This is a genomic window from Dermabacter vaginalis (genome assembly GCF_001678905.1).
Classification (GTDB): Bacteria; Actinomycetota; Actinomycetes; order Actinomycetales; family Dermabacteraceae; genus Dermabacter; species Dermabacter vaginalis.
The window spans coordinates 1,970,538-1,982,614 of the sequence record NZ_CP012117.1 but is presented as its reverse complement, the minus strand read 5'-3'; the positions used below and the strand labels follow the sequence as shown (position 1 = coordinate 1,982,614).

Below are 12,077 nucleotides of genomic sequence, written 5' to 3'. Positions count from 1 at the left end.
CAGATGACGTGCAGTTTCGTGGAAGGGGCTCCCAGGTAGGATTGATGATGGTTGACGACTTTTCAACCGCCGGGCACGTGAGCTAACCCAGGTTCGCCAACAGCGCCCGGGATTCCTGTGAGCCTGGTTCACTCGAGAAGAAAGTAGTCACTCCTATGCCTTTTATTTGGGGAATCATTTCGTGGATCATCATCGGCGGCCTCATCGGCCTCATCGCTCGCGCAGTCATGCCGGGCAAGCAGTCGATGGGCCTGGGGATGACCATCATCCTCGGTGTCATCGGTGCGATCGTCGGTGGCCTCATCGGTGGTCTCTTCGGCGACGGCGGCTGGAGCTCGCTCCTCGACAACCCGTGGTCGCTGTGGACGATCCTCCTGTCGGTGATCGGCGCTCTCGTGGTCATGTTCATTTACGGACTGCTCACGAAGTCCGACAACTGATCGTGACGCATCAATAAAAACAAGCGCATAGCGCAATCGCCCGCCCCGGTTTCGGGGGCGGGCGATTTTTTGTGCCGGGGTTGGTAGTCCCGGTGCTGCGTCTTCTTCGGTCCCTGGGCGCGCTGCCTTCCTTTCCCCGGGTTACGGTGCCTTCCTTTCCGCGGTACCTTCCTTTCCCCATTGCGTCACAAAATATGAAGAAATTGGCCTGGGGTGGGGCCGGGGCGGCGCTATCGGGGGATTTTCTTCATGATGTGGCGCGGCAGAGCCCGGAAGGGGCTGAGCAAGGCGAGCGTTGGCGTTTGAGCTTTGCAACACAAGGGGAGAGGGCCAGTAAGCTGGGACTACCGCGAGGCGCCGGGGCCACTCGGCGCCTCGATGAGAGCATCAATGAGGAGCGCCATGAGTCACGAAACGATGTCCCAGCATTCGACCGCCGCCGAGGCCTCGGCTGATCGCCGCCTCGATCCGCGGCTTGCGGCAAAGGCACGTGAACTCGCCGCGCAGGGCACGGTGCTTCTTCGCAATGACGGCGTGCTGCCGCTTGCACCCGAGAGCCGCGTCGCTCTCTTTGGTCGCACGGCGAAGGACTGGCTGGCCGTCGGCTATGGCTCGGGTGGCGATGTGAACCCGCCGTACATTTCGAACCTCACGGATGCGCTTCGCGAATCGGGCGCCGTGAAGGTCGATGAGGAGCTCGCTGCGGCCTACGACCGCTTCAGTGAGGAGCAGCCCGCGGATCCGGGCACGGTGTGGGGCAAGTGGCCCACGCACTATCCGGAGCTCGAGCTCGAGGATGAGCAGATCAACGCCGCCGCGGGGCGCAACGATGTGGCCATTGTGGTGATCGGCCGAGCGGCGGGAGAGGACCGCGATGCGGAGCTCGCGCCCGGCTCGTACTTCCTCACTGAGCAGGAAGAATCCCTGATCGCACGGGTCAGTGCCGCGTTTGAGCGCACGGTCGTGGTGATCGATGCCGGCAACGTCATGGACCTGTCGTGGGCGGAACGCTACCCGCTTTCCGCGCTTGTGATTGCGTGGGCGGGCGGCATGGAATCGGGGCATGCGCTCGCGGATGTCCTGACCGGCGTCACGGAGCCCGGCGGTCGCCTCACCGCTTCGATCGCTCGCCGCTACGAGGACGCCCCGAGTGCGCAGAACTTCGGCGACCCGGACGTCACGAACTACGTCGAGGACGTGTTCGTGGGCTACCGCTACTACGAGACCTTCGCCCCGGGCGCCGCGCAGTTCCACTTCGGGGAGGGGCTCGGCTACACGTCGTTCTCGCTCGGCCATGAGAGTTTTGGGTCCGACGCCACCCGCGCCCACATCGAGCTCACGGCGAGGAACACCGGCGAGCGAAGCGGCAGCACGGTTGTGCAGGCCTACCTTGAAACCCCTGATGGGAAGCTCTCCCAGCCCGCGCGCCGCCTCGCGGCCTTCACCCGCACCGGCAGCGTTGTCGCTGGCCAAAGCGCCACGGTGAGCCTCGACGTTGATCTTCGCGACTTCGCCTCCTACGACGATTCGGGAGCAACGGGGCACAGGAGCGCCTACGTGCTCGAGCCCGGCACGTATCGCCTGCACGTGGGCCAAAACGTGAAGGACACCGAGCTTGCCGGCGAGATCGAGATCGAAAACCTGATCGTTGTGCAGCAGCTCGAAGAGGCCTCGCCGATCCAGAAGGGCTGCGGGTTTGACCGCATGATCCTCACGCGGGGCGATGATGGCGAGGCCACCCTCGGATACGAACCCGCCCCCGAGGAGCAGCGTGACCTTGCCCGCCGCATCCTTGAGCACTTGCCCAAGGAGCTCCCCGCCCCCGCCGAGGGTGCTGCCGCGCCCTCATTTGAGGAGGTGCGCGCCGGGAAGGTGAGCCTCGAGGAGTTCGTGGCAACCGTCGGAACTGAGGATCTCGTTGCCCTCGCCTACGGTGACACGACCATGGACAGCCCCCTTGGTGTGCGCGGCAATGCCGGTGCGCTCGGCGGCGTGACCGAGTCCCTGCGCGAGCGGGGTGTGGCGCCCGCGATCACGACCGATGGCCCCTCTGGCCTGCGTGTTTCCGCGTTCGCCTCGCTTCTGCCGTGCGGCACCGCGCTCGCTTCGACGTGGAATCCCGAGGGGGTGCGCGAGCTTGCCGAGCTTCACGCGGAGGAGATGCTCGCCAAGGGCTCCGACATTCTGCTCAGCCCCGGCATGAATATTCAACGCGATCCGCTGTGTGGCCGAAACTTCGAGTATTTCTCCGAGGATTCGCTGCTCACTGGCCTCATGGGCGCCGCGATCGTGAACGGCGTGCAGTCCAAGGGCGTCGCGGCGTGCCCGAAGCACTACGCGGCCAATAACCAGGAGCACAACCGCATCTTCTCCGATTCGCGCGTCAGTGAGCGTGCACTGCGTGAAATCTACCTGCGCGGTTTCCAGATCATGGTGAAGGAATCGCAGCCGCAGACCATCATGACCTCGTACAACAAGATCAACGGGGTGTGGGGCCACTACAGCTACGACCTCGTGACGACGATCTTGCGCGGAGAGTTCGGTTTCGACGGCCTCGTGATGACCGACTGGTGGATGCGCATGGTGGAGGATCCGAACTTCCCGGCCCTGCGTGACAGCGCCTACCGCGTGCGCGGTGGCATCGACGTGCTCATGCCCGGCAGCAAGGAGCACGGTGGCGATACGTGCGATACGGGCGTGAAGGATTCGCTTGGTTCCGACGGTGGCCTCACCCTCGGCGAGCTTCAGCGCACGGCGCTGCACGTGCTTCGGTTCGTGCTCGAGGCCAACCCGCAGGGGCATGCGACGAGTGCCGAAAAGGGCCGCCGCAACCTTATGTAGGTGGCGGCCTCCCTTCCCTGGGCATGGCTACATCTCTGGCTCTGAAGAGGTGGCTACTGTGGCGTGGTTCGCCGTGATCGTTGCTGTTGCGGCATAAGTAGCGGTGCATCCCAAAGTGGGATTCGCGGTGGTAGGGTGCAGGCATGACGGTGCAAATTTCCTTGCGTCTTCCAGACGACCTCGTGGAGTTCCTTGACCGGAGTGTGTCCACAGGAGCCGCCGGTAGCCGAGCTGACCTCGTGAGCGTCGCTCTGGAAAGAGAGAAGAGGCGGCAAGCGGCTCTTGTGGACGCTGCAATCGTGAATGCGGAAGGCCCGCAGGATGATCTCGACTCCCTCGTGGAGTGGACCGCGCACCACGCCTCATTCGAGGACTGACGTGCGTGAAATCTGCCTTGCGAAGCTCGACAAGACTCGGCCGGTTCTTGTGCTGACGCGAGAGGCCGCTCGTAGCGCGATGACGAAGGTGACAGTCGCGCCCATCACCTCGACGGTCAAAGGGCTCTCGTGCGAAGTTGAGCTAGGGGAGCGTAACGGCCTCGACCACCGCTCTGCCGCCTCTCTCGACAACACGGTCACGATCCCTTCGTCGCTCCTCGGTCGAACGATTGGCTTCCTTCAGCCCGATCAGGAGCGTGCGTTAGCGATGGCCGCGATCATGGCTTTCGACCTGGACGCGAGGCCCCTCGAGAGCTAAGCAGAGGCGCCGGTGGCACACTCCGTGCGTCACTCTCGATGAAAAATCCAGGGCTGCGGCCCCCTCTAAGGGGCTGCACGCTCTGGTTTTTTCATAAAGTCGCACGGCATCGGCCCAGATCCCGCACGTAGGCTGGCAGGGTGAGTCCATGCGGGGCTCGCGCGAGATGAGGAGACTTCATGCCTGATATTGCCCTTCCCGCTGAACTCGTCGGCGAGCACTTTCGGATCACGCCGGTCACGCCGCGCGTGGTGCGCCTCGAGTATTCGCCGAGTGGCAAGTTCGAGGATCGCCCGTCGACCTTCGCGATCAATCGCGACGTGGTGCTGGATCCTTCCGAGTACTCGATTGGCGAGTACCAGGGCCGGCTCACGGTCGAGACGGAGAACTTTTACCTCGAGTATGATCGCGGCCCGTTCACGGCGAACGGCCTCAAGGTTGAGGTCAAGGGCGGTGTTTCGGCGTATCACTCGGTGTGGCGGTACGGGCAGGATCTGTCGCTTCCCGCGGATCGCCAACTGGCCCTGAGCGGGGAGACCCAGCGCGCGCTCGATGGGAACCTCGGTGGCGCGGCCCGCACGCTTGATGTTGCCGACGGCAAGATTCCGCTTGAGCCGGGCGTGAACTCGGCGGTGGGGTATGCGGAAATCGATGATTCGAACTCGATGGTGTTTGATTCCGACGGTCGCCTGCGCGCCCGCGCTGCCGAGGAAGGCAGCATCGACCTCTTCGTGTTCGCGGCGGGTCGCGATCACGTGGCCGCGGTGAGGGATTATTTCGCGATCAGTGGCCCTCAGCCGATCGTGCCGAAGTTCGCGCTTGGCAACTGGTGGTCGCGCTATCACCGCTATAGCGAGGAGAGCTACCTCGAGCTCATGGATGCGTTCCGCGCGGAGGATATTCCGTTCTCGGTGTCGGTGATCGACATGGACTGGCACCTCACCGACGTGGACCCGAAGTACGGTTCGGGCTGGACGGGGTACACGTGGAATCGTGATCTGTTCCCGGATCCGGAGCGGTTCCTCGAGGAGCTGCACAAGCGCGGCCTTCGCGTGACTCTCAACATTCACCCGGCCGATGGCGTGCGGGCTTTCGAGGAAGCGTATGAGGCGATGTGCGAGGCGCTCGGCAAGCCCGCCGATGGCACCGCGATCCCGTTCGACGTGAACAACGACGAGTTCATGGACGCCTATTTCGATGTGCTGCACAAGCGCCTCGAAGATGAGGGCACGGACTTTTGGTGGATCGACTGGCAGTCGGGCCCGTATTCGAGCGTCGAGGGCGTAGACCCGCTGTGGGTGCTCAATCACGAGCATTTCACGCGCAGCGAGCGGTCGATCGAGCGCCCGCTCACGTTCTCGCGGTTTGCGGGCCCCGGCTCGCACCGTTACCCCGTGGGCTTCTCGGGCGATGCGATCGTGACGTGGGAGTCGCTCGCGTTCCAGCCGGGTTTCACGGCGGCCGCGGCGAACATCGGCTACGGCTGGTGGAGCCACGACATCGGCGGGCACATGGAGGGCTTTCGCGATAACGAGCTCGCGACCCGCTGGGTGCAGTTCGGTGTGTTCTCGCCGATCAACCGCCTGCATTCGTCGAATTCTCCGTTCGCCGTGAAGGAGCCATGGAACTTCCCGGCCCCGCACGGCGAGATCCAGGCGGCGCATTTGCGCCTTCGTCACCGCCTCGTGCCGTACCTGCACTCGATGAATTACCGCGCCCACCACGAGGGTCGCTCGATCGTCGAACCCGTGTATTTCGAGGCGCCGCAATACCCCGCGTATCGCAACGACCAGGGGTACCTGTTCGGATCCGAGCTTCTCGTCGCGCCGATTACGCGCCCCGCCGCGAAGGATGTGGGCCGCGGCAGTGTTGAGCCGATTCTGCCGGGCGGCATGTGGTTCGACCTGTTCACCGAGCAGCGTTACGGCAGCCCCGATTCGGGCGCGTTCACGCAGGAAATGTTCCGTCCGCTCGGCTCGATCCCCGTTCTCGTGCGCGCCGGTGGCATTCTTCCGCTTACGCCGGCAGGTGAGGTCCCCGAAAAAATCGAGGACAACCCCGAGGTGCTCGAGCTGATCGTTGCCGCGGGTGACGATGGCGAGTTCACGCTCCACGAAGAATGGAAGGCGGGGGACGACCTCGTGTGGAGTCACGTGCGCGTGGCCGTGCAGGCGTCGGAAAACTCCCTCAGCATCATGATCCCCGCCGACACCCCCGAGGTGGCGCGCGAGGCGCTCGAGCGGCGCGAGTGGCGCGTGCGGCTGCTCGGGCATGACCCGGCTGGGTTTGGGGATCTGGAGGCGCAAAGCTCCGACGCCACCTTCGCCCCCGGCGTTGAAAAACTTGCCGATGAGCTCCGCGTTCGCAAGCTCAGCCCGGCTGATCGGCCCGCGCCACACGCGTCGACGATCACCGTCACCGGCCTCAAGGTTGGGGAGGAAGCAACGCTCACGAGCGCTGGATTCGGCACGGTTCTCGACGACACCGAGAAGGGCCGCGAGGCGCGTTACGCGCGCCTTCGTGCACTCGTGAACGACGCCGAAATTGGCTTCACGCTCAAGCAGGCGATCGCCGGTGTGGCCGCGAAGCGCCCCGATTCGCTCATGCGTGAGATTTCGGCGTTTGGCAAGGTGCCGTCGGGCCATTTGCCGCGCACGTTTGACTACGAGCAGGCGAGCCCCTCGCTCATCGCAGCCGTCGCGGAGATCTGGGGCTAAACCGCACCCGGTTGCCCTTCAGCAAGCACATCGAGCCCTCCCTTTCGCGCCGCCACGAGGTGGCGCGGGGGAGGGCTCCTACGCGCGTGCCAAGGTTGAGACATGGGTTAAAGCTAGAGTCGCATTGCTTGTCTCCAGCATGCCCCGGGGTATCGTTGAGGCAACATGACCGGTTCCGCTGCCCACCTCGGTGGGAGTCCAGGGCCGGTCTTTGTTTACGGGGGATCGGGGGATGCATGGTCCATGCGAAGCAATTTAGGCCTATGCGGAGCAGGTCGATTTGCTCCGCAAGCGAGGCCTGCAGATCGACGACCGGGCCTGGGCCGAAAGCTTCCTGCAGCGATTCAACTATTACCGCTTGTCGGGGTACTGGTACCCACTACTGAAGTTCAATCCGAAAAATGGAGTAGCTACTGAGAAATTTATTGACGGTGCATCATTGGAACTCGTCGCTGCTCTGTACGAATTCGATGAGAGGCTTCGATACGGGATCTTCCGCGAGTTGGATCGGGTTGAAATGGCCGTTCGTGCCATGCTCGGCTATGAGCTCGGCAGAATTGCCCCGCTCATCCACCTCGTCCCCGAACACTTAGGTCCGCAGGCTCGGCAACGTCAGCGAGACCGTAAGAGTAGGTATGAAGTGTGGCGGGAGAAGTATGACTCCGCGTTGCGCGGATCAAAAGAGGATTTCGTAGGCCACCATCGGCGAAAGTATCAGGGCGAGATGCCAATTTGGGCGGCCGTGGAGATCATGGACTGGGGGATGATTTCCCACCTCTATGGAATGTCTCCGGGCCTTGCCCGGAACCGGATGGCTGAACGGTGTGGCTTAAGTGCACCTCAACTGGAGTCATGGCTCAAGTCGCTTAATGTACTTCGCAACCTCGCCGCGCACCACGCGCGAATGTTCAATCGTGTCTACGACCTCAAGCCCAAGTTGAATGATGATGTTCGGTTGACCCCTATCGCAGGCGCGATGAACAAGGTCTTTGGCCAACTTTCACTAATTCAATACCTGCATCGTCAGCTTGGTTTGTCGCGAGCTGAGCACTTGCCGTCTCTGATGGCTACTTATCCCGTGAATGCTTTGGTTCCTCTTAGCCGTACTGGCGCCCCTGCACAGTGGGAGGAGCTAGCACTGTGGGCGAGGTAGGCCTTCCAGTATTCGCCGAGTAGTTGAACTAATTCAGAGTTGCCCGCCGAGTTGGTTCTGCCGGTGCAGCTCAAGCAACTGGGGGAGGACAACCGCGGGGTTGTTGTCGGGGCCAACGAGGCGGGAGCCTTCGGGGGTGAGCTTCGCGCTGAATCTCACGCTCGACGTGCCCCATCTGTAGTACACGGGGACCTTTACGCTCTCGCCGCGCGCCGTGTGCGCGACGAGGGTGCGAAGGCGTGTGCCGATGAGCTGGCCTGGCTCCAAGGAGTTGATCTCGCTCCAGGGGAGGAACTTTCCCGTGCCCGGCAAAGAGCGCATGAGAATCCCTTCTCGCGTGGCCCACACGCCCTGCTTGGTGAAGAGCAAAAATCCGAAGACGAAAAACACGATGAAGCCGCCGAACACGATCGCTTGCACGGCACGTTCGCCGCTTGAAGCCTGGTCCTCTGAAAGGATGAGAATCGCGAGCGCCACCGCAAAAAGCACGGCGAAAAGCGCGCATGCGCCTCCGTAGCCCCACCGGAACATACTGCCGGGCCCAGAGGAGAGCAGAACGTCACCGCGCTCGTTCTTGGGTGGGACGGGCCAGTGTGATGCCATTGGCGTGCTCCTTTGTAACAGGCGTGTCGAGGTCCAGTATGCCTGAGGCCATCGAATGTATCGCCTCGTGCCACAATGGTTTCGCCCCCTTTCGCCGCCTTTCGTCCCCCCGAGGAAGGATCCCCTTGAGCGCGACCTCGATTGATGCATCGGCCAACGGGAGCGGCGTTTTCGCGATGACCCCGCCGGGTTCACTAGTGCGGGTGAGCGATGAAACGTGGCTCGTGACGTCGGTGGAGGAGACGTCAGATGGCGCGCTGTTCACGGTGCGGGGCGTGCAGGCGGTGAAGCAAAAGCTTCCGGCGACGAGTAATCCTTTTTCGTATTTCGAGAAGGTCATCATCTCGATCGACACGCTTAAGCAGGAGCGTTTCGTTCACGATCTTCGCTCGCATACGTGGGATGCGGTCGTCATTGACGAGTTGAATGATGCTTTATGTGTACCTCCGACTGTGAACTGGAAGGACAGCTCAAGTAAAACTTGCCTGAGGTAGCTGAGCTTTCATCCACCACGATGGCCAGGCTCAACTGCGGAGACAACGTCACCACCAACGTGCGCCTGCGCATTCGCCCGGTCCTGGACTGTCAGACCGGCGAAATCGTCGAGGTTATTCCTACTAATGAATTGAAAGAACACAACGAATGAGCCAACTGGGATCTTTTATCTGGGGCACCGCCGACATTTTGCGAGGCCCCTACAAGGCAAGTCAGTACGGCAATGTCATCTTGCCCATGACAATTCTGCGCCGTCTTGACTGCGTCCTTGAAGAGCATCGGACCACCATCGAGCCACTGGTCGAGCGCTTCGGCAACAATCCTGAACTTCTGTCCGCACAGGTGCAGCGCGCCACCGGCCTGCCGTTCTACAACACCAGCCCTTGGACGCTCAAAACCCTCCTTGGAGATCCCAAGGGCATCGAAGCGAACCTGAAGCACTACGTCAACGGCTTCTCCGACAACATGGACGTTTTCGAACGCTTCAAGCTCGCTGACGAGATCGCCACCATGGCCGAGAAGAACATCCTTTACATCGTGGTAGAGCGCTTCTCCAAAATCGATCTGCACCCCAAGACAGTCGCGAACGCTGAGATGGGCGACCTCTACGAGTACCTCATCCGCACGTTCAACGAGTCCTCCAACGAGGCTCCGGGTGAGCACTTCACTCCGCGTGATGCCATCCGGCTGCTCGTGGATCTTGTCTTTGCTGGTGACGACGAGGCACTGAGCACTCCAGGCACCATCCGGTCGATCTACGATCCCACGGTCGGCACAGGGGGAATGCTCTCCATCGCCGAAGAACATCTGATCGGCAGCAGTGACAGGCCCGGCTTGAATCCACAAGCCCAGCTTCGGCTTTACGGGCAGGAATGGAACGATCACTCCTATGCGGTGTGCAAATCCGACCTGCTGATCAAAGGCTATGACTCCAGCAACATTCAGCTCGGCGACACGCTTGCCGACGACAAATTCGCTGGCCAGACCTTCGACTACTGCATGTCGAACCCGCCGTATGGCGACGACTGGAAAGCCAGCCAATCGGCCGTCATGGAGGACCTCAAAGAGCTCGGCAGTTCCTCTCGTTTCTACGCTGGTGGCGATAAACCCAAACAGAATGTTCCCGCCGTCAGCGACGGGCAGATGCTCTTCCTTCAACACGTGGTGGGCAAACTGCGCCCCAAGGTCAAGGGCGGTGGCCGGGGCGGCATCGTCATGAACGGCTCACCGCTGTTCAATGGTGCTGCGGAGTCAGGGCCGTCCAACATCCGCAAATGGCTGCTCGAACATGACCTGGTGGACGCCATTGTGGCCTTGCCAACCGACATGTTTTACAACACCGGCATCGCCACCTACATCTGGATCGTCGACAACAACAAGCCCGAAGAGCGTCAGGGCAAGGTGCAACTGATTGATGGCACTGACTTCTACCAGAAGATGCGCAAGAAACTCGGCGACAAGGGACGTGAAATTAGCGAGACCAATCGCTCCACGATCGTTAAGCTCTACGACGACTACGTTGACACTGAACACTGCAGAATCGTCCCCATCGAGGAGTTCGCCTACTGGCTCGTTACAGTGGAGCGCCCCCAACGCGACGAACACGGCGAGGTCATCACGAATACTCGGGGCAAGAAGCAACCAGACACAGCGCTGCGTGACACCGAACGCGTCCCTTTCACCTACGGTGGCAATACTCAGGGTGACGGCGGGCGGCAGGAAACCATCCAGGCATACTTCGATGCTGAAGTGAAGCCCTACGTGCCAGACGCATGGGTTGACGAGAAGAAGACGAAGATCGGCTACGAGATTCCCTTCACCCGGTTCTTCTACCGCTACCAGCCACCACGGCCACTCGAAGAAATCGACGCCGAGCTCCACCAAGTGACCACGGAAATCCTGCAGTTGCTTAATGAGGTGACGGCGTGAGCAGAATTCAGAGTCAAAGCGGCATTCCATATCTAGGTGTAGCTCCAGCTTCGTGGCAGATTGTCAGAAACAAGAATTTGTTCAATCACTCGAGAAAGATAGTTGGATCCAAATCTAAAACGAGTCAACTACTATCACTCACTACCCAAGGAATCAGAAAAAAAGACATCAGAAGTACTGAAGGAAAGCTCCCGTCAACTTTTGACACTTATCAACTTGTACGGGAGAGCCAGCTTGTCCTGTGCCTCTTCGATTTAGATCAGTCAGCTGTGTTTGCCGGGAGAAGCCCACATGATGGCATGATTTCGCCTGCATACACTGTCTTGAGTTGTAATGCACAAATAAGGCCAGAATTCGCTGATTATTGGTTCGCATACATATTCATGGGAAGAAAATACGCCTACTTTGCGAAGAATATCAGGCATACGATGACTTGGGATGACTTCTCACAGATGTTTACTCTGGTTCCCACCCTGGATGAGCAGGACAGAATCGTTAGTTTTCTCGATGCGGAGACGGCTAAGATTGACCACCTCATCGCCAAACAAAGAACGCTAATCCAATTGCTCGACGAGCACTCTAAATCGGCAACCTATCAGATCTTGGAAAAATCGGTTTACGGCGCTAAACGGTTGCGCCTTAAATGGCTGTTGTCAAAGATGCGGCGGCCAGTGCTAGAAGGTTCCGAGATCGTAACTGCTTACGACGATGGAGAAGTTACTTTACGATCCAATCGGCGCTTGGACGGCTACTGGATGTCTAGCGACGATTCTAGCTACCAGGGCGTAAAGCAAGGAGACTTTGTCTTTCACGGACTGGATGGATATCGAGGCGCTGTTGGCCTGTCTGATTCTGATGGAAAGATGACACCAGCTTGTCACGTGTGCAGTGTATCGAAAACGATTAGGCCCGATTTCCTCGTTCTATATTTGAGATTTCTTGGAGATTCTGGGTACCTAAAGAGTCAATCTATGACAGTCAGAGGTGACTCGATGGATTTCAGAAATTGGCAGAAAGTTACTGCGCTTTCGGTACCAGTTCCCTCGCTGACAGAACAGAAAGAAGCGGTTGATCAGCTGGCTGAATTAAAGAGTCGTGAGGGGGCGATATTAGCGTCCTCGACCAGACTAATCAATCTTCTACAGGAGCGCCGTTCCGCGTTGATCACGGCTGCGGTGACAGGGCAGATCGAGTTTTAAGGAG

Annotated in this window: 10 protein-coding genes; 9 read left to right on the top strand and 1 reads right to left on the bottom strand. The window is 60.3% G+C overall.

The features are described from left to right. The first annotated feature begins 155 nt into the window (after positions 1–155). The 6 genes from DAD186_RS08730 to DAD186_RS08705 all read left to right on the top strand — a co-directional run bounded on the left by DAD186_RS08730 (position 156) and on the right by DAD186_RS08705 (position 7,847). The gene (locus DAD186_RS08730) at positions 156–440 is read left to right on the top strand and encodes a GlsB/YeaQ/YmgE family stress response membrane protein (RefSeq protein WP_065248336.1); all 285 of its coding nucleotides are present in this window, start codon (positions 156–158) and stop codon (positions 438–440) included. A 402-nt stretch (positions 441–842) separates the two neighbouring features. Then, positions 843–3,281 carry a glycoside hydrolase family 3 protein gene (locus DAD186_RS08725; protein ID WP_082991166.1) on the top strand — a complete coding sequence of 813 codons (2,439 nt, stop codon included), beginning with the start codon at positions 843–845 and terminating at the stop codon, positions 3,279–3,281. 143 nt (positions 3,282–3,424) lie between these two features. Continuing rightward, positions 3,425–3,658: a ribbon-helix-helix domain-containing protein gene (locus tag DAD186_RS08720; RefSeq protein ID WP_065248334.1), complete on the top strand. Its 234-nt coding sequence runs from the start codon at positions 3,425–3,427 to the stop codon at positions 3,656–3,658. 1 nt (position 3,659) lies between these two features. Further along, positions 3,660–3,977: a type II toxin-antitoxin system PemK/MazF family toxin gene (locus DAD186_RS08715; protein ID WP_065248333.1), complete on the top strand. Its 318-nt coding sequence runs from the start codon at positions 3,660–3,662 to the stop codon at positions 3,975–3,977. A 179-nt stretch (positions 3,978–4,156) separates the two neighbouring features. After that, the gene (locus tag DAD186_RS08710) at positions 4,157–6,694 is read left to right on the top strand and encodes a glycoside hydrolase family 31 protein (RefSeq protein WP_065248332.1); all 2,538 of its coding nucleotides are present in this window, start codon (positions 4,157–4,159) and stop codon (positions 6,692–6,694) included. A 280-nt stretch (positions 6,695–6,974) separates the two neighbouring features. Further along, positions 6,975–7,847 carry an Abi family protein gene (locus DAD186_RS08705; protein WP_065248331.1) on the top strand — a complete coding sequence of 291 codons (873 nt, stop codon included), beginning with the start codon at positions 6,975–6,977 and terminating at the stop codon, positions 7,845–7,847. Positions 7,848–7,880: 33 nt separating this feature from the next. On the opposite strand, the gene DAD186_RS08700 is transcribed toward DAD186_RS08705, so the two are convergent. Next, entirely contained in the window at positions 7,881–8,450 is a 570-nt protein-coding gene (locus DAD186_RS08700; RefSeq protein ID WP_065248330.1) for a hypothetical protein, read from the bottom strand. 125 nt (positions 8,451–8,575) lie between these two features. Between DAD186_RS08700 and DAD186_RS11095 the strand changes: the two genes are divergently transcribed. The 3 genes from DAD186_RS11095 to DAD186_RS10885 all read left to right on the top strand — a co-directional run bounded on the left by DAD186_RS11095 (position 8,576) and on the right by DAD186_RS10885 (position 12,073). Continuing rightward, the gene (locus tag DAD186_RS11095) at positions 8,576–8,944 is read left to right on the top strand and encodes a DEAD/DEAH box helicase family protein (RefSeq protein ID WP_065248329.1); all 369 of its coding nucleotides are present in this window, start codon (positions 8,576–8,578) and stop codon (positions 8,942–8,944) included. A gap of 148 nt (positions 8,945–9,092) precedes the next feature. Then, positions 9,093–10,874, top strand: a complete 1,782-nt coding sequence (locus DAD186_RS08690; protein ID WP_065248328.1) for a type I restriction-modification system subunit M — start codon at positions 9,093–9,095, stop codon at positions 10,872–10,874. Then, the gene (locus DAD186_RS10885; RefSeq protein WP_157457122.1) at positions 10,871–12,073 is read left to right on the top strand and encodes a restriction endonuclease subunit S domain-containing protein; all 1,203 of its coding nucleotides are present in this window, start codon (positions 10,871–10,873) and stop codon (positions 12,071–12,073) included. Before DAD186_RS08690 ends, DAD186_RS10885 begins: the two co-directional genes overlap by 4 nt. Positions 12,074–12,077 lie beyond the last annotated feature (4 nt).

Coding starts and splice junctions, on each gene's coding strand:
- DAD186_RS08700 (WP_065248330.1), bottom strand. CDS start 8,450: ATGGCATCACACTGGCCCGTCCCACCCAAGAACGAGCGCGGTGACGTT.
- DAD186_RS08720 (WP_065248334.1), top strand. CDS start 3,425: ATGACGGTGCAAATTTCCTTGCGTCTTCCAGACGACCTCGTGGAGTTC.
- DAD186_RS08725 (WP_082991166.1), top strand. CDS start 843: ATGAGTCACGAAACGATGTCCCAGCATTCGACCGCCGCCGAGGCCTCG.
- DAD186_RS08710 (WP_065248332.1), top strand. CDS start 4,157: ATGCCTGATATTGCCCTTCCCGCTGAACTCGTCGGCGAGCACTTTCGG.
- DAD186_RS08690 (WP_065248328.1), top strand. CDS start 9,093: ATGAGCCAACTGGGATCTTTTATCTGGGGCACCGCCGACATTTTGCGA.
- DAD186_RS08730 (WP_065248336.1), top strand. CDS start 156: ATGCCTTTTATTTGGGGAATCATTTCGTGGATCATCATCGGCGGCCTC.